At 54.4% G+C, this 18,720-nt stretch carries 15 protein-coding genes; 8 read left to right on the forward strand and 7 right to left on the reverse strand.

From position 1 onward, the window contains the following. Positions 1-145: 145 nt before the first annotated feature. The 7 genes from AC5S16_RS18715 to AC5S16_RS18745 all read left to right on the forward strand — a co-directional run bounded on the left by AC5S16_RS18715 (position 146) and on the right by AC5S16_RS18745 (position 12,384). A complete protein-coding gene (locus AC5S16_RS18715; protein ID WP_493931628.1) occupies positions 146-1,429 on the forward strand; it encodes a di-heme oxidoredictase family protein in 1,284 nt (427 codons plus the stop codon). 487 nt (positions 1,430-1,916) lie between these two features. Continuing rightward, a complete protein-coding gene (locus AC5S16_RS18720) occupies positions 1,917-3,095 on the forward strand; it encodes a Gfo/Idh/MocA family protein (RefSeq protein WP_493931629.1) in 1,179 nt (392 codons plus the stop codon). Positions 3,096-3,105: 10 nt separating this feature from the next. Then, positions 3,106-4,236: an FMNH2-dependent alkanesulfonate monooxygenase gene (gene ssuD / locus AC5S16_RS18725; protein WP_493931630.1), complete on the forward strand. Its 1,131-nt coding sequence runs from the start codon at positions 3,106-3,108 to the stop codon at positions 4,234-4,236. Positions 4,237-4,251: 15 nt separating this feature from the next. Next, positions 4,252-5,520 carry an MFS transporter gene (locus tag AC5S16_RS18730; protein WP_493931631.1) on the forward strand — a complete coding sequence of 423 codons (1,269 nt, stop codon included), beginning with the start codon at positions 4,252-4,254 and terminating at the stop codon, positions 5,518-5,520. Between the two features lie 369 nt (positions 5,521-5,889). Beyond that, positions 5,890-9,144 (forward strand): TonB-dependent receptor, encoded by a 3,255-nt coding sequence (locus tag AC5S16_RS18735; protein WP_493931632.1) that lies wholly within the window; start codon positions 5,890-5,892, stop codon positions 9,142-9,144. A 198-nt stretch (positions 9,145-9,342) separates the two neighbouring features. Further along, complete coding sequence (locus tag AC5S16_RS18740) at positions 9,343-11,721, forward strand: glycoside hydrolase family 2 protein (RefSeq protein ID WP_493931633.1); 2,379 nt, start codon at positions 9,343-9,345, stop codon at positions 11,719-11,721. 261 nt (positions 11,722-11,982) lie between these two features. Beyond that, positions 11,983-12,384, forward strand: a complete 402-nt coding sequence (locus AC5S16_RS18745; RefSeq protein ID WP_493931634.1) for a VOC family protein — start codon at positions 11,983-11,985, stop codon at positions 12,382-12,384. 175 nt (positions 12,385-12,559) lie between these two features. Here AC5S16_RS18745 and AC5S16_RS18750 read toward each other — a convergent pair whose 3' ends face one another. The 6 genes from AC5S16_RS18750 to AC5S16_RS18775 form a co-directional block, all read right to left on the reverse strand. Further along, entirely contained in the window at positions 12,560-13,543 is a 984-nt protein-coding gene (locus tag AC5S16_RS18750; protein WP_493931635.1) for a zinc-dependent alcohol dehydrogenase family protein, read from the reverse strand. Between the two features lie 274 nt (positions 13,544-13,817). Continuing rightward, complete coding sequence (locus AC5S16_RS18755; protein ID WP_493931785.1) at positions 13,818-14,258, reverse strand: cupin domain-containing protein; 441 nt, start codon at positions 14,256-14,258, stop codon at positions 13,818-13,820. 74 nt (positions 14,259-14,332) lie between these two features. Next, positions 14,333-14,965 carry a response regulator gene (locus AC5S16_RS18760; RefSeq protein WP_493931636.1) on the reverse strand — a complete coding sequence of 211 codons (633 nt, stop codon included), beginning with the start codon at positions 14,963-14,965 and terminating at the stop codon, positions 14,333-14,335. A 77-nt stretch (positions 14,966-15,042) separates the two neighbouring features. Further along, positions 15,043-15,513 carry a MauE/DoxX family redox-associated membrane protein gene (locus AC5S16_RS18765; protein WP_493931637.1) on the reverse strand — a complete coding sequence of 157 codons (471 nt, stop codon included), beginning with the start codon at positions 15,511-15,513 and terminating at the stop codon, positions 15,043-15,045. Positions 15,514-15,587: 74 nt separating this feature from the next. Further along, a complete protein-coding gene (locus tag AC5S16_RS18770; protein WP_493931638.1) occupies positions 15,588-15,974 on the reverse strand; it encodes a cupin domain-containing protein in 387 nt (128 codons plus the stop codon). 46 nt (positions 15,975-16,020) lie between these two features. Then, on the reverse strand, positions 16,021-16,479 hold the full coding sequence (locus AC5S16_RS18775; protein WP_493931786.1) for a carboxymuconolactone decarboxylase family protein: 459 nt from the start codon (positions 16,477-16,479) through the stop codon (positions 16,021-16,023). Positions 16,480-16,642: 163 nt separating this feature from the next. On the opposite strand from AC5S16_RS18775, the gene pdxR reads away from it, so the two are divergent. Beyond that, the gene (gene pdxR / locus AC5S16_RS18780) at positions 16,643-18,058 is read left to right on the forward strand and encodes a MocR-like pyridoxine biosynthesis transcription factor PdxR (protein ID WP_493931639.1); all 1,416 of its coding nucleotides are present in this window, start codon (positions 16,643-16,645) and stop codon (positions 18,056-18,058) included. Between the two features lie 63 nt (positions 18,059-18,121). Here the strand turns inward: pdxR and AC5S16_RS18785 are convergent, their stop codons facing one another. Continuing rightward, complete coding sequence (locus tag AC5S16_RS18785) at positions 18,122-18,601, reverse strand: hypothetical protein (RefSeq protein WP_493931640.1); 480 nt, start codon at positions 18,599-18,601, stop codon at positions 18,122-18,124. Positions 18,602-18,720 lie beyond the last annotated feature (119 nt).

Below are 18,720 nucleotides of genomic sequence, written 5' to 3' on the forward strand. Positions count from 1 at the left end.
TCTTCGAAAACTGGCACAGCCGAGATTTATTCCACGCGAGTAATGTCTGAGAAAAATTTTGTACAGCCGGAATATTTTGCGGAATCGCCAGTTAGCGAAGGTACAGGGCCACTAACGTTATTCCCCACAATCAGGAGGAACACACATGTCCCTTCGCAAAGCTCTCCTCAGAGGTTGTCTTCTCGCAGCAGTGGTAAGACTGGCTATTGGAATCGCTGGAATCAGCCAGCAGTCTGCCAGGGAAGCGCCATCGGGCTTCAATACTCCCAGCTTTGACGGCGCGCACAGCGTCAGCAACGGTATCTCCGAACCACCGGGCGATACCTTCGCTCTCGATCAGCAGGTCTATGAGCTAAACCATTCCGCGCGGCAGGATTTGGGCCCGGTATACAACGCGACTGCATGTGTCAGCTGCCATGAAAACCCAAACAGCGGCGGCGCCAGCCAGATCACCGAGATTCGCGTCGGTCATAACGATGAGGACGGCAATTTCGTCAATCCGACCGTTTTTATCAATGATGGAATGAGCACCATTACCGGGCGCTCGATCGTGAACGACCGCGCCACTTGCCCTCAGGCCCAGGAACACGTGCCTGCTACTGAAAACATTCGCACTCTGCGCGCTGCCTTGAATACGCTGGGCGATGGGTTCGTCGAAGCTATTGATGACAACACACTAACAGCGATCGCCCAGCGCCAATCGGATGAGACTGGAGGCAGGATCCATGGTGAGGCGATACAAGTACCGATATTTGAAGCACAAGGACAAACTCGTGTCGGACGCTTTGGATGGAAAGACCAGCACGGCAGCCTGCTCTCATTTATTGCGGATGCGTATTTGAACGAGATGGGAGTCAAGAGCCGCCTCCGCCCCAAAGATGTAACTACGGTATGCAAGACTACGACCGATCCTGAAGATCAACCGGACAATCTTGGCCTGGCGGACATCGATCACTTCGCTCAATTCATACGCGGCACCATGGTTCCACCACGCGATACAGTCTTAGCGGCAACGCCGGCGGCGCGTGAGGGACAATATCTGTTCGCGCGCATCGGCTGCGGCAGCTGCCATGTGCAATCCATTAAAACAGCCCCTGCGGGAACCGTGATTGACGGTGGCATGTTCACTGTACCGGATGCTCTTGGTAACAAGATCATTCATCCATTCAGCGACTTCCTTCTACATGACATTGACACCGGCGACGGTATTGTCCAAACTGCCGGCCTGCAGGAGACTGCAAACAAGCTGCGAACCGCTCCGCTTTGGGGCCTGCGCACCAAAGCGCGATTTATGCACGACCTGAAATCACTGTCTCTTGAAAGTGCAATTGAACGTCACAGAGGCGAAGCACACGAAGTCGAGCGGCGCTTCGATGAACTAAGCCCACAAGAACGAAAGGCACTCATCACTTTCCTCAACTCGCTATAACCAAACACTCTGAACTCTTTCCAAGGCCAGCCCGGATGTATACCATCCTGGGCTGGCTACTGTTAACATCATTGAGTTGTGGACGCTCATCTCTGCTACTCAATCACGATTGACTCAAAGGGGAATTCAGATTTAGGTTAAAAGTAAGAGCCTTTCCTTGCGTTATTTGCTCCAGACCGTACCTTGTTGTCGCTGCCACTCCTTCGGCAGCGCCGCATTGTGTTGTTGACTCTCACGGCATTTTTCCTCTTCTCCATATAAGTGATCCGGAAGGCAACCTAATCGGTTGATCCCGCTCCTATATTCATTCCCGCACATGATATGTACGGAAAAAGCAGTGAGGATAGTTCATGCACACGACAAGTAGACGGCAGGTTTTGCGGGGATTGAGCGCGCTGACAATCAGCAATGCAGCATTAACGTTTTTACCGAGCGGATGGGCCAGCATCGAGCCTGCATATCGCGCATTGCGTGGAGCCTTGTCCGCATGAATCGCCGCAATTTCCTGCGAACCTCAGCGACCGTTGTCGCGGCAATGAGCACGCGTTCCTACGCTCGTGTTCTAGGCGCCAACGATCGCATCGGTCTTGGCGTAATCGGCCTGGGGCGCCGCGGCACAATTGTTACCGGCGCTCTGCTCGCTGACGAGCGCGTTCATATAACAGCTGTCAGCGATGTCTATGATGCGCAGACAGCGCAGTTTCTCGCGCAACTTGCCAACGTCACACCCAAACCTGCATCTTTCGTCGACTACCAGGACCTTCTTGCGAAAAAAGATGTCGACGCAGTTCTGATTGCCACGCCCGATCACCTGCATGTGACCATAGCCAAAGCTGCTCTTGGTGCCGGCAAGCATGTGTATCTCGAAAAACCGACGCTGCACCGCTGGGAAGAGCGCAGCGTTTTGACGGAAGCGGCACAGCAAAGCAAGTCGGTTCTGCAATGCGGCATGCAGCAGCGTAGCGGCGCCCATTATCGCCGCGCCAAAGAGGAAATCTTTGCTGCAAACAAGCTTGGCAAGGTCTTGTTCGCGCGTGCCGTCTGGCATAACTTTCCCTGGCAACAGCGGCGCATCGAGCCCGCGCCCAAGCCTGCTGGTCTCGATTGGGACCGCTTTCTGGGACCTGCGCCGCATGTGCCCTATGCAACTGCACGCTACACAGCATGGCGCTACTTCCCCGACTATGGCAACGGATTGCTGGCTGATATTCTCACGCACTGGGTCGACGTTGCTCAATGGATGCTCGACGATTCGCATCCACATGCAGCAACAGCGCTTGGAGGTATCTACCAACTGCATGACGGACGCGAGAACCCCGACACGGTCAGCGCGCTTGTGCAGTACGACGGCTGGAACCTGAACTTCGAGTCGAGCGTGCTGCCAATCAAGAACGACAGGCCAAGCGTCTTCTTCGAAGGAACAGAAGGCACGCTCGATCTTTCACGTGAAGGCTATACCTTTACGCCGAATAAGGGCGCTCCGGAAAGCGTTCCCGCTACCGAATCACTGGAGCGAGCGCATGCGCGCAACTTCATCGATGCCATTGTGCATGCCGGTCCGGTGAATGCGCCGCTCAGCGCGGGCATCGACGCTTCGCGTCCGGTGCAAATGGCTTTACGTTCTTACTGGTCGCGCCAGACAATTACAAATACAGATTTTTCCTGATGGAGATGAGATGCAGATCAACTGGTTTATCCCGACAACAGGTGATGGACGCTATCTGGGTTCGAGCCATCAATCGCGCCTGACTGATTACGCGTACCTGCGGCAGATCGCGCAGGCCGTCGACGACCTTGGCTACTATGCCGTGCTTTTGCCTACGGGCAATTCGTGCGAGGACTCCTGGGTGGTAGCTTCCGCCCTCATGCCAAGCACACGCCGCCTTAAGTTTCTTATAGCAGTGCGCCCCGGTATCATGTCGCCCACTGTGGCTGCGCGCATGACGGCAACCTTCGACCGTCTCTCCGGCGGCCGGCTGCTCATCAACGTTGTCACGGGAGGCGACCCGCATGAGGCAGCGGCCGATGGCGTCTTTCTTTCGCATGATGAGCGCTACGAAGTGACAGGCGAGTTCCTGAATATCTGGCGGCGGATTCTTGCCGGCGAGACTTACTCAGTTGAGAGCAAACATCTGCATGTTGAGAATGCGCGCGTCTATTATCCAGCCACGCAGCAGCCGCATCCTCCGCTGTATCTTGGCGGCTCGTCTGATGCGGCTCTTGAGATTGCCGCCGAACACATTGACTACTACCTGACCTGGGGCGAGCCACCTGCGCAGGTCGCCGAAAAAATTGCCCGCGTGCGTAAGCTGGCTGAAAGCAAAGGACGCAGCGTTCGCTTCGGCATTCGACTGCACATCATCGTGCGCGAAACGAACGAAGAGGCGTGGAGCGCAGCAAACGAGCTGATCAAATACATCGACACAGAAACAATAGAACGCGCACAGAAGGGGCTGGCAAAGTTCGATTCGGAAGGCCAGCGACGTATGGCAGCCGTAGTCAAAGGCAGCGGCGCGAATCTCGAAGTTGCTCCGAATCTCTGGGCAGGCATTGGCCTGGTGCGCAGCGGAGCAGGCACCGCTCTGGTAGGCGACCCCTCCACCGTGGCCGAGCGCATGCTGGAATACGCAGACCTGGGAATCGAGAGTTTTATTCTCTCCGGCTATCCGCATCTTGAAGAAGCATATCGCGTCGCAGAATTGCTCTTCCCTCTTTTGCCAATCGACCATGCAGATACGAATGCAGGACAGACTCAGGTACGCCGCGCGGAAGACTTCGTGGGCAATGAATTTCGTCCCATCAAATAAAGATAGATGAAGCGAATGGCCGTACTAGCAGAAGATAGAAGCGAACCCAGCCTTGAAACGCATACGGCTGCAAGCCGTCGGCGCGGAAGCGCTCGCTGGATTGTGCTCTCTCTGCTGTTCGCTATCACGGTCGTCAACTTCATCGACCGCCAGACCGTCTCCGTCCTTGCGCCTGTGCTCAGGCAGATGCTGCACTTGACCAATGAGCAGTACGGACGCATTGTTGCGGCCTTCCAATTCGGCATGATGACAGGCGAGTTCCCTATGGGCTGGCTCATGGATCGCTGGGGCGTGCGTTTCGGGCTGGCCGGAGCTGTGCTGTGGTGGTCCATAGCCACAGGCGTTCAGGCAACAACAAAATCCGGCCTACAGCTCGGCATTACACGCTTCTGGATGGGCACCGGCGAATGCGGTAACTACTCGGGCGGTATGAAATCAATCTTCCGCCTGTTCGATCCGGGCGAGCGCACGCTTGCCATCGGCATCTTCAATACCGGCAGCATGATCGGCGCCACGCTCGCACCTCCGCTGATCGTTTACCTCGCGCAGCATTATGGGTTTCGCATCGCGTTTCTGATCCCCGCATCTCTTGGAGCCATATGGGTTCCACTCTGGATTGCACTCTATCGCGACCCACGCATGGAGCGGAGCCATAGCGCAAGTACTACATCACTCGGCTCGCTGCTCGGACAATCTTCTGCATGGGCAGTCATGCTCTGCCGTTTTTTCATCGGTCCGGTCATGCAGTTTTACTGGTACTGGATTCCAAGCTACCTCTACAGCGTGCGGCATCTCACGCTCGCGCAGGTGGGCTTTCTGGGGTGGATTCCCTTTCTGCTGGGCGATGCGGGGGGCGTGCTGGGTGGATGGGCAGCAGGACTGCTGACGAAACGCGGCTACAGTGCTTACACCGTGCGACGGATCACCATGTATAGCAGCGCTTCACTGTGCTTGAGCAGCATGGCCGTTCCCTATCTGCACAACACAGCAGCGGCATTCCTGGCAATCGGACTGGCGGTGATGGCTGATAATTTTCTTTCCGCCAATATGTTCGGCGCGGTGACCGATCTTTTTCCCGATCACACTGTCGGGCGTGCTACTGGCCTGACCGGAGTGGCTGGAGGTCTAAGCGGGTTGCTCTTTCCGCTGCTCACGGGCTATCTTGTCGATCGCGTCTCATACGCGCCGGTTTTCATCACGGTCGCGTTGATGCCGCTTGTCGGCGCTTCGCTGCTGTTTCTCGTTGGGCGGCAGTATCGCATCCAGAACCGGCATGCACTTTGACTTCCAGAAAAGTGAGTGATATGTTTCAGCCATGACTCCGACACAGCACTTTCTGTCCATGCTTGAGCACGGAGTATCCGTGTGCGTTGAGTCTCCCTTCGCTTTCACTACCCTTCGCGCTTGTTGTTGTCGCTGACTCTTCTACAGCGACAGCTGCACAGACGCCGGCATCAGTCCACAAGAGATTGATTTACCGGTCAGTTCGTTGAGCAATGTTCCCTGCGCGACTCTGCATCCATCTCTAGTTCGTACGCGTAAGACATCTCCTCACTGATTCTTCAGGCTGTGCCGCTCTATCAACAATTCACATTTCAATATCTGCAGTTCTTTTCTAAACCGTGGGAGCGGTTCACCCACACCGAGGAGATTATGATTCAGGCCAGACGCGGTATCTTTGCAGCATTTTTGTTTTCCCTGCTTGTTGCGGCATCAGGAACAACGCTGTTTGCCCAGGCAATCGGGAGCATTCGCGGTACAGTCTCTGACAAAAATGGCGCGCGAATCTCAGGCGCTACTGTCACCGCCACAAACGTCGAGACGCGAGTTGCGCGCTCCGTCGTCAGCAATGAGGAGGGTATTTATGTCTTTCCCGACCTGCCCATCGGGAACTACTCCCTTGAGATTCACCGTGATGGATTCGCATCGCAGAAACGCGACGGTATCGTACTACTGACCGGCCAGACGCTTGATATTTCTATCCAGATTGAAGTGGGCAGTGTTACGCAGTCCGTCGAAGTAAGCTCTGCCGCACCGCTCATTCAGACAGCCTCATCGAGCGTGCAGACATCGGTAGCCCAACAGCAGATTCAGGAGCTCCCGCTGAACGGACGCAATGCATTGCAGCTTACCGTGCTGACTCCCGGCACAGCATTGACCAGTGTAGGTACTGAGAGCGGACAGCAGGACAACACCGGCCTTACCGTGAACGGCCTGCGCGCTACGCAGAACAATTTCCAGCTCGACGGCGCAATTTACACCAATCGCTTCTTCGATTCTGTCCCGATTCTTCCCAATCCTGACGCACTGCAGGAATTCACCATCCAGTCATCCGACTATGGCGCGCAATACGGCGGCGCAGGAGCATTGGTGCAGCTCTCCACACGCTCAGGAACAAATCAGATTCACGGTTCAGCATATGAGTTCCTGCGCAATACGGTGCTCGATGCACGCAATTACTTTCAGCAGACAGCTCCTCCGTTCAAGCTCAATCAATTTGGCGGAACAGTGGGCGGTCCAATCGTAAAGAACCGTACCTTCTTCTTCTTTGCTGCAGAAGATTTACAGCAGCGCTCCTCGCCAAATCCAATCTCGATCACCGTTCCCACAGCTGCTGAACTCACCGGAGATTTCTCCGCACTGCTGGCGCAGGGCATTGCGATCTACGATCCTTCCACTGGCCAGCCATATCCGGGCAACAAGATTCCGACGCCCATCAATCCACTCTCCAGCAAGCTGGCACAAAAATATCTCTCGCCGCTGGCTGCGAATCCTACAACCGGTGTTTTCAATTCCACTTCGAACTCGAATGTCGACAGCACGCAGTACCTGGTCAAGATCGATCACGCCGTCACACAGAATAATCAACTCAGCGGACGCTATTTCTATAACCAGGACAATTTCCAGCGTCCCTTCAATGCGCCGCTAGGATTCTATGCTGAAAATCTCTTCCGGAATCAATCGCTAATTCTGACAGATACTCAGGTCTTCAGCCCAACGCTTACGGCCACTTTTTCAGCCAGCGCCGGGCGCTTTGCGCGTACGCAGATTCCGCAGGATCCGGGCCTTCAGTCGCTTCAGGATCTTGGCCAGAACGTTCCGCTTGGCAGCCCGGGCGAAACGATTTTTCCTGGTATTCGCGCCAACATCTCAGGGTTTGTAAACATCTTTTCTGGAGGCGCGCTTACAGAGGATGCAACATCGTTTGATTACAAAGGCGGGCTGGTAAAGGTTCTGCATACACACACACTGAGCGTGGGTGCGGAACTCGAGCGCGACCGGGTCGACATGAATGACTATTCCTACACACCAGGAGACAACACCTTCAATGGCCAGCGTACAGCAGCGCCCACAGGTGCAACGCTACCTGCGGGAACTACGAAGAGCGGATCGGCCCTCGCAGATTTCTATCTCGGCCTCGATTCGCAGTTCTTCCAAGACAACGGCCGCAAAGCCTACCTGCGCGAGTATCGTCCATCCATTTATGTGCAGGATGATTGGCAGCTGACGCGCAGCCTTACGCTGAACCTTGGCCTGCGCTGGGACCCATGGCTCCCGCCCACCGATTTGAATGAGACGCTGGTGGGCTTCATTCCCGGCTTCCAGTCCAAAATTGCACCGAATGCACCATTAGGCTTGATCTTCAAGGGCGATACCGGCTTGCAGGATTCCGTCTTCCAGAAAAACTGGAAGGATTTCGCGCCGCGCATCGGTTTTGCCTACAACGTGGATGGCGCCGGCAAAACTGTTGTGCGAGCAGGCTATGGTATCTTCTACGGATTTCCCGAAGGCCTGCTCTACCAGCGCACCGATGCAATGCAGCCTGTGGACCTGTATCTGACCTATCCTGCTCCTACTGCGGCCTGGGATGACATTTATGCAGGCTACCCTGGAGGCAGCCCATTTCCCCGCGACCATGTCTCACCCAGCCAGTTCGGTAACTATCAGTTCCAGCGCCCAGTTTCTGGCGGTGTACTCGATCCGAAATCAAAAGTGAACAACACGCAGAACTGGAACCTCACTGTGGAACAGCAGCTGCCTGGGCATACGGCCTTCTCCATCGCATACGTAGGCAATCATGGTGCGCATATCATGGGCTCACGACAGTTCAACCCGGCGGTTTATGCTCCTGGAGCCACGGTAGGCAACGAAAATGCACGCCGTCTGTATCCGGGGCTGGGCGCGGTCGAACTGGCGCAATCGTACGAGTACTCGATCTTCCATTCGCTGCAGGCCAACCTGGTTGTGCGCGCGCAGCACGGGCTTACACTGCTCACCAACATCGTCTGGTCCAAGGCCATCGACAACACATCGAGCGCCACCGAGGGCAACGCCGGACCACCGAATCCTTTCAATCTGCAAAGCGGGCGCGGTCCGGCAGATTTCGATCAATCCGTTCGCTATAACCTTTCGGTGAACTATGTAACACCGCATCTTGCTGTTACCGGCTGGCGAAGCGCTCTGCTCAATTCCTGGCAGGTCAATGGCATCGTGAGCCTTCAGACAGGGCTGCCATTCACCGTAATCAGTGGTACAGACCGCTCACTTTCAGGCATCGGAAACGACTTTGCTGATATCGCTGGAAACCCAGCACGACCGGCAGGCGTGAGCCCTATTAAGGAGTACTTCAACAAGGATGCCTTTGTTCCCGCCGCCATCGGGACTTTCGGAAACATCGGACGCAACAGTCTACGCGGACCGGGCTATAGTGATGTAGACACTTCGATCTTCAAGGACCTGTTTCAGAAGGAACGAGTCCATGCCCAGTTCAGAGCAGAAGCATTCAACACTTTCAACCGTGTAAATTTTTCGAATCCTGTTTCTAATGTTTCTTCCGGAACCTATGGACAGATCACGTCGGCAGGTTCTCCGCGAGTCTTTCAGTTCGGATTAAAACTGCTCTTCTAGCGATGGCCAGGCTGAAACATTGCTGACAGTCTGTGTTTCAGCCTGCGGTACAGAAATGACAAGCATGAATTGTGTATGCACATGCATCTGTAAAATCGGATGAAGAAGAAACAAGCCTTGGGAAAGAAGCGAGCCGGTATCCACCACGTTTCCAGACGAAAGTTTATTCAGGACTGCGCACTTGCAGCCCTGGCACCCTTGCCTGTTCTAAAAAACCTGACTTCGGCCAGCGAGCGTGGCGCGGCTCGGCATATTCTTCCTCTCGACAACGACTGGCTGTTTGGCGGAAAGCTGAATTCCGCAGCATTGAAATCCGATTTCAACGATGCAGGATTTTCACGCATTACGCTGCCGCACACCATAACTCCGCTTTCATGGCAGAAATGGGACCCTTCCTCATGGCAGGAAGAATGGTGTTACCGTCGCCATTTCGATATCCCAACAGAGCTAAGAGGACTGCGGCTCTTTCTGCATTTTGACCGGGCCATGGTCAGCGCAACGCCTCACGTGAATGGTCATGCTCTACCGCAACATCTTGGCGGCTTCCTGCCGTTCGAGCATGAAATCACAGACTTGGTGAAAGAAAAAAATAACGTACTGTCTGTTGCCGTTGATGCTCGCTGGATGAATGTTCCTCCTGCAGGCTCTGCTGTTGGACCGCGCTCCGTCGATTATCTTCTTCCCGGAGGCATCACCGGCTCTGTAAGCCTTTATGCAGTCCCCTCTAGTTTCATCAGCGATGTCTTTGCCAAGCCCGTTCGTGTCCTCGAACAGGACCGGCAACTGGAAATCACCTGCCACATCAACAGCAACAGAACCCCGCCATCCACGATTCGCCTGGAAGCAAAACTGCTGAATGGCTCCCGCGTTGTTGCCAGAATTTCAGATAAGACAGACCTTGAGAAATCCGACCAGGAGATTCATCTGACCCTGGACAATCTCAGAAACATAACTCTTTGGGATGTGGACAAGCCTTTCCTCTACGATCTCGTTGTTACGCTCCTGGTCGACGATCATCCGGTGCATGAGTACAAAACTCGAGTCGGATTTCGCAAAGCAGTCTTCACCCAGGATGGCTTCTTTCTGAATGGCCGCCGCCTGCAGCTTTTCGGGTTGAATCGCCACGAATTGTATCCTTATGTCGGTTTCGGAGCGCCCCATCGCATCTTGCGCAGAGATGCGGAGATTCTCCGCCGCGATTTCAATTGCAACATCGTCCGCTGTTCTCACTATCCGCAGTCAGAAGCATTTCTCAATGCGTGCGATGAACTAGGCCTCTTGGTGTGGGAAGAAATCCCAGGCTGGCAATATATCGGCGACGAGAGCTGGCAGAATCTCGCACTCCATGATGTAGAAGCGATGATTCGCCGCGACCGCAACCACCCTTCCATCGTCATCTGGGGCGTGCGCATCAACGAATCGGCGAATAATCCTGCTTTCTATCAACGGACGCGCGAACTTGCAAAGTCACTCGATGACTCCCGTCCCACATCAGGAACGATGACACCATCTTCCAAAAAGAACTGGCAGAAGGAGTGGCATCAGGACGTCTTCGCATTTGACGATTATCACTCTGCTCCAGACGGCAGTGTAGGCATTGAAGAACCGGTACCCGGAGTACCCTATATGATTGCCGAAGCTGTGGGCCAGTTCGATTACGGCACGGGAAAGGGCTTTAGGCAGATATACCGGCGCGCGGGCGACATTGCCATGCAGGCGCGGCAGGCATTGCTGCACGCACAGGCGCACAACAAGGCCGCGAGCAATCCGCGCTGTGCTGGAGTGATCGCATGGTGCGCATTCGACTACGCCAGCCTGCTCAATTCCTATGATGCGGTGAAATGCCCGGGTATTGCGGATTCATTCCGTATTCCCAAGCTCGGCGCGTCTTTTTACCTGTCGCAGACAGATCCGAGAATACGGCCAATCATTGAGCCGTCTTTTTATTGGGACTTTGGTCTATCAAACCCTCATGGCCCCGGAGAGCACGCCGTCATTTTTTCAAACTGCGATCAGCTGGAACTCTCAATCAACGGCAACCGGCACGCAACGCTGCATCCCAACCGCCAGGAGTTCCCAAATCTTAAATACCCTCCGTTCTTTGCGGATCTCAGCGTGGACGGATCGGGCTCGCCGGAACTCCGCATGGATGGATTTGTGAACGGCAAGCTTGTCCTGTCGCGTCGCTTTTCATCCGATCGCTCAGCAGACAAATTGTGGCTGCATGCTGATGATCTCGAACTGCAGGCAGATGGATCCGATGCCACTCGGCTGGCGTTTGGGGTAGTCGATAAATTTGGCTCGCCGCGACTCTTCGCGAATGGTGACCTAGCCTTCACGATCGAAGGCCCAGGAGTAATTGCAGGTGACAACCCATTTCATCTAGAGCCAAGCGGAGGAGTGGGTGCAGTATTTGTGCGTACCATCATGGGCCGCGCAGGGCGAATCAGGATCGAGGCAGATCATACCCGGTTAGGAAAGAGCATAGTGGAAATCCGTAGCACCCAACGACTCCCAATTGCTGCAATGAAAACTTCACCGGGCTGGTCCCAGAGCCTCATGACGATGACGAAATAGGCCAGCAATTTGTGACGCGAAGACTGTGCAAAAAAGCTCAGAACTTACAGATCTGCGGCGCTGGCGACCCGGAGGCCGTCCCCTCGTCTTCATAGATGACACCTGGGGCCAATGTCCTGCCAACGTTTGGATTCCCGCTATGCTGCAAGCTGTTTGGAGACGAGCTTTGAGATAACGAGAACCCGCGTTTGCCACAATTGGGGCACCTAGTCAGTAAAGTGGAAAGGTGCAGGAAAGCAGACGAGAGGAGGGTACATACCGATGCTTGAAAAAAGTGATGTCGCTACCCGGCTCCCAGCGCGAGATTTGAGCCGAGCCAGGAAGTTCTATTCGGAAAAGTTAGGCTTGGAGCCTCTAGAGGAACGGCCTGGCGGCCTTCGCTACCGAAGTGGCAATAGTTTTTTTGTTTTGTTCGAATCCGCAGGAGAAGCATCGGGCAGTCACACCCAGATTGGCTGGGAGGTTTCTGATATCGAGGCGGTCGTGGCAGCGCTCAAAACACGCGGCGTGGTCTTCGAAGAATATGATCTGCCCGGTCTAAAGACCGTGAATGGAATCGCCACAATCGCCGGAAATTATCCCAGCAAGGGAGTCGCCGAGAAAGGATCGTGGTTCAAAGACAGTGAGGGCAATCTCCTTAGCATTGGCCAACCCCTGCGTTGAAGACTCACTATGGTTAAGTACCTTCAGGTATGGCGGAAAGAGTCGCCCTGTCCTGATGATGAGCACTTCGTCTTTCCGTCGATTTCTGGACGCAACGATTTCAGGCCGGAATCGACGAGGTTTTTGAGCAGCTGAGCCGGGAAGTTACCCCTCTAAGCTCCGCTGCTTCGCCTCCTTAGAGCATGATGACGACCTTGCCTACTTGCTGATTGCTCTCAAGATACCGATATGCGTCGGCAGCTTGTTCGAACGGGAAGGTACGGTCCACATGAGGTTTGAACGAACCATTCGCAAGGTGCTCATATACGTACCGCTTCATCCGATCGAATCGTTCGGGCGTCTTCATCTGGTACATCATGTAGCCGGTCAGGGAAATAGCCTTGAAGAAAGCGCTTACTGGATAGTGGTTGTCTTCCTCAGAGAGCAGACCGTACAGATAGATCGTGCCTTCAGGAGCCACAGCTTGCGCGAGTGTGTCGATATACGATCCCCCGATAGCATCGAAGGCTACTCGTGCGAGCTTGCCATCTGTAATCTCGCGGACGCGTGTCGGAAGGTCCTCTTCCTGGGTAGCGATCACATGGTCCGCCCCGAGATCCAGTAATAACTGTTTCTTTGCCGACGTTCTCGTGGTTGCGATGGAGATTGCTCCCTGAGCCTTCACAATCTGTATGGCCGCGAGCCCGACCGAAGAGCTTGCGGCCGTGAGCAGGACGGTATCGCCTGGACCTACTTCGGCAAAAGCTACGAGAGCGCCGTATGCAGTAGCGTACTGCATCCAGGCGGCCGCTCCTTCGACGGATGACAGTGATGGAGGCAGTTCCGCGACGTCTTCCGCTGGCACAACGGCTCTTTCGCCGAGCACAGGATACCGGTTCATGGAATAGACGGGGATCGTTCCGATCCGTTTGCCTACGAGTGAGGAATCTACTCCTTCGCCGACAGCTGTAACTGTTCCGACTACTTCATAGCCAAGTCCGGAGGGAAATTCGGGCTTTTGGGAGTAGTTCCCACGGTAGTACATGCTTTCAGCCCGGTTCAGGCCGACGGCTGCAACATCGATGGCGACCTCGCCCGCTTCAGGATGCCTTACCGGCACTTCCTCAATCTGTAAAACTTCGGGACCGCCGAGCTTGTGGAACCTTACTGCTTTTGGCATACATCACTCCTGGGTGCAAAATAAGGGCTCTCGCCCCGGCTAAAGATTGGGATGGAGGCCGCGAATAGATACTTCTCTTGCGAAAAACGTTCTGGCAATGGGTCGAAAAGTCTGTTTTTTGGCCTCAAAGGGAACCAAAGCTCCTGATTGAGAAGCTTTCGGTGGAAGTTGACACTCTGGGGCACTCGGTCGAGCGGGCGCCGCCTGGCGATTCCGGCAGACGGCTCCCGATTTGATCACGGGCTCGTGAAAATACCACTCCTACGACGAGCTGTTAGGCCAATTTGAAATCATCGAGAACAGATGGATAGCTGAACGTGACGAGGACGGTGCATCCTGTCTTCGTCGTGTGGGGGCCGTGAATGGTATTTGGCTTGATATTGATTTCCGTGCCCTTCGGATACGAGATGCCTTCGCTGATGAAGTCACCGTCAAGGACGTACGACATTTCGGTTGTTCGCTCGTGGAGGTGTCTTGGAATTTCGCTCCCTGGCTCCATTCTCAGTAGGGCCACCGCTGGACCCAAGGATTCTTCACTATTTAAGACTTTGAGGGTCGCAATCCCTTTGGTCTTTGGAAATGGTGCCGGTATAGCCTCGATCTTCGAGGCTTCGACAGTTTGTGTAACACTCATAACGTTCTCCCCTTTTTTGTCTCCCGTACTCCAATCGCTAACGCAAAAGGTCAGAGCGCGGAACACTTGTAGGCTAATCATCAAATCGGACAAATTGGCTGACCTTCAGAACAGCCGGAGGCCTGAATTTTTCTATAGGAGCGGTGTTCCGCTATCTATTCGAGTTCCAAGAGGCCACGTTGAAAGCCGATGGTCACGGCGTGGGTCCGATCATTTGCCTGGAGTTTTTCGACGATGTTCCTGATATGGAAATTGACCGTCGTTTCGCAAATTCCTAAGCGTGGGCCGATCTGTTTGTTCCGATAGCCATCTCGGATCAGCCTCAGGACTGAGATCTCCCGTGGGGAAAGCTCCTCCTGTCCGAGATGTTCTGCGAGCGTGCGCGCTACCTCGGAAGGGATGTGCCTACGGCCCTCAGAGACCCAACGGATCACGCGCAGCATCTCTGCTTTTGGGGTGTTCTTCAAAACATAGGCAGCAGCCCCCGCATTGAGCGCACGGCGTACGTCCATATCTCGTTTCGAAGTACTCACCATCATCACGATCGCTCGAGGGCTTTCCTTCCGAATGGCAATCAGCGCATCGGTACCGCTAGCGTCTGGAAGTCTCTGACCCATAATCGTCACGTCTGGGCGGATGCGACGAAACTGAGAAAGAGCATCCTCCGCGTTCTCCGCCTGACCGACAAGGAGCAAATCAGGCTGCGATTGGATGACCATACTTAGCCCTTCGCGAAAAATCGGCAGGTCGTCGACCAACAATATCCGTATAGGTTTCGGTGGTGGCATATCGCACTTCCAATGTGTCTATTACGCGGAACGTTCGCGCTATAGAAGTTAGTGTTGTTCGTAATCGGATCTTCCGCTCAGTTTCGTGATCGATTCAGAAGCCTGTCCAACGTGAACCGGTCAGGCTCCCAGAACGCCAGTAAGAATGCTGCAGCGGCTGCCGAGAAGACCGAATAGTCGAATGGCGTCTTGATGCCAAGACCTGTGACCATGCCTATAGCAAATGACAAAAGGAGAAGACCCGAGAGGACGGAGGCCATTCGTATTTTTAAGCCTGCGATAAGCAATGTCCCCAAGAGGGTCTCTGCGACGGTAGCTGCCCACGCAAACGGTACTGTTAATGAACTGGGGAAGAGAGACGTCACCGCGCCCGTGTACTCCACGAAATGAGCGAAATTTCCCCAGGATACGTTCTTCGCGCCATATGGCCCCCACAAGCCAAAGCGATCAGCCACAGCGGATAGAAAGGAAGCTCCTAGCGCAAACCGTGCGAACAGGCGGACAATCTCTGTCCCATTCTCGGTGAGTTGCGCGGTTTTTGAATTCATACGCGCCTCCACGTGAGGAATATTGCTTTAGGCAAAATGGTTTCATCGGAGACATTCAACGCTCGCGTCCGAAGCTAGTGAACGGGAGTGAGAATCGGTGCTCCTTCATTTTTGATAAAAAATACGACAAACTTCGCTGGTTTCGTCTTACTCGCGTTACGGCTTACGGTATGAACGTCTTCAGGCGATTCATAAAATATCTGCCCGGGACCAAGCCGTCGAAGCGTGCCTCCGCGAACCTGCATCTCAACTTCCCCGTCGAGGACATAGACGACCGCGTGCGCATCATGCCGGTGGATCGCGTCGACGGCTCCTGGGGCGTAATTGACAGTAATGACTTCAATCTCCTTACCCGGTACTTCCGGAAGCTGTTTCGTAAAGAGCGTATTCACTTGCTGGGCATGCGTTGCCGTGGCAAATCCAAAGGTAAAGATAAATACAGAGAGGATGAGCTTCTTCATGTTATGCATCGCTTCTGTCCTTCGGGATGATGCTGCGATAACCGGCTTAACCGACCTTGCGTGGCTGATACTCACCTGGGAGCTTGCGGAAACCTATCGCCAGTCGATTCCAACCGTTGATCGTGATAATTGCGAGTGAGAGGTTGACGAGTTCCTCTTCGCTGAACTCCCTCCGGACTTCGGCATAGACATCATCTGATGCGTGTCCTTCCGTGATAAGAGTCAGCGCTTCGGTCCATGCGAGAGCCGCGCGCTCGCGGCTGGTAAAGAAGGTTGTTTCCCGCCATGCAGACAAAGCGTAGAGGCGCTGCTCCGTCTCGCCATTCATACGCGCGTCCTTGGAATGCATATCAATGCAGAAGGCACACCCATTGATCTGGGAGGCTCTCATTTTGATCAGTGCCAGGAGAGATCCCTCAAGCTTCGATGACTTCCTGACGAAGCTCTCCACTCTGAGGATCGCATGGTAGGCAGAGGGTGAAACCTTCGCCAGCTCCAGTCTCATCTTCACGACGTATTCCCCTTCCACAGTCAGGCTATCTTGGAATGGAATACCTGGAAGGTCCATAATCAACGAGATGACCAGTCCATAATGGGTGCCTGGAACAGTGTCGAAGACAGAGACATTTCAAGACCTGGTCTTAGGACCAAGGAAGAGCAACCAGGAGATGTGGCGCTGGCTATACACGGAGCTGCGCTCAGCAATTATTGATGGCAGATTGAAATCTGGAGCACGATTGCCGTCGACGAGAAACCTGGCAGCGCAATACGGCCTTGCCCGGAGTACAGTCGTGGCAGCATTCCAGCAACTTCAGGCTGAGGGATTCGTTTCGTCCGAAGTGAGTGCTGGAACCTTTGTTGTACCGGCGCCAGTGTGGGAGATGACCTCTCCGGCTAAACAAAGATCTTCCCGGCAGGTAATCTCCAGAGCGACTATAGCAAAGCGCACGCAGTGTCTTCTTAAAACCACATTTCTCCAGCCAGCTTCGCATTCCATCGGTAAGGCGTTTCGGGGGTATGAGCCGGCGATCGACCTGTTTCCAGTCGAACTGTGGGCGCGGATTGCGTCGCGCGTTTTTCGCAAGGCACCGCGTTCTTTGTATGGGCAGGGTGATGCAGGTGGTTATCCACCGCTGCGAAGAGCTATCGCGGAATATGTGGGCCACTCCCGCGGAGTACGTTGTTCTGCTGAACAGATCATCGTCACATCGGGCGCGCAGCAGGCGTTGGACCTCTTGGCGCGAGTGCTTCTCGATCCCGGCGACGAGGTGTGGATGGAAGATCCCGGGTACCCTGGAGCTTCTCAAGTCTTTCAGAGCGCCGGCGCGAGTGTGATTCCCATTCCAGTTGATGGAGATGGTATAGATGTCGCAAGAGCGATGAAGTTATCTCCCGCTGCCCGTGCGGTGTATGTAACACCAGCCAATCAGTTTCCGCTTGGAACTGTCATGTCTGCAGAGAGACGAGCCGAACTTCTTTCCTGGGCCGCACGTGCGGGGGCATGGATTATCGAAGATGAATACGACGCGGAATATCGCTATTCCGGGAAGCCGATTGCGTCACTGCACAGCCTCGATAGATCTGGATCGGTCATTTATGTTGGAACATTTACGAAGATGCTCTTCAACGCTCTTCGCATTGGGTTCATCGTTGTTCCGGAACGGTTAGTCGAAGCATTTAGAATCGCACGAAGCTTCATGGATCGCCATGCTCCGACGTTAGATCAGGCCGTGCTGACGGAATTCATCAACGAAGGTCACTTCGGCCACCACGTTAGAAAGATGAGGCAGATCTACTCGGATCGTTCGCAGCTACTTACAGAAGAAGCGAATAGGCGTCTTTCCGGCTTGCTCGAAGTGGAGAACGCGCAATCTGGGATGTGTACCGTGGCCTGGATCAAAACACATGTCACTGAAATGGTGGTGACACGACGGGCAGAACAGCTGGGATTGGAAGTAGTTCCAATCTCCTCATTTGTCAGCAGGTACGAGCAGAAACCCGCGTTGTTTCTGGGCTTCGCAGGGTGTAATGCAAGTGAGATAAAGAGGGGCGTGTCGGTTTTGGAAGCTGTACTCTCTCGATGAGTCCGCACCAACGGACGCTCCAAATGTGTATTGCCCTTTCATCTCCTCCAAGTATTGAGCAAATCAGTACGTCGTGCTTGTTTCCAATTCATCGAAATTGAGCGGGCTTGCATTGGCGTCCAACCACTTCCTAAGAGCGTCGCCTTCAATCGTGCCTTGGGACGTCAACTCGCGAGCGAGAGATTCAATCAGCGGTTGATCCGTCCGCAGAAGCCGAGAGGCCAACTTGTACCCGGTATGCGCAAAGGGATTAGTGTCTGTCACTGCTTCGGCGACGCCCCAATCGACCGCAGTCTGCCGCGCGTCAAGCGCACTCGACATGTCGGATACAAGCTCTTTGCGCAACTCATCCGAAATCGGATCACTGATTGCCTGGTCCACGATCGATCCGATGTAGACGAAGGCGAAGGCTCTGCCTAGCAGCTTCGCGTCATTGTGGAACGAGTCACGCTGGCCCTTCCAGTCGCATATGATACCGCTGGGGCGCTCGCTACTACTAGTAACCGAAAGCAGCGTAACCGGAAGTCCTGCACGATATGCCATTACGGCTCGTGCGGCGAGATGTTTTGCGCTTTGTTGTTGTGGCGCTATGTTTTCTGACATTGAATCAACTCCTTGCATTTCTCTTTGACGTCCACTTCTGTTCTTGACCGGTGCGGTTT

It is taken from the genome of Acidobacterium sp. FHG110202_01 (assembly GCF_059115305.1).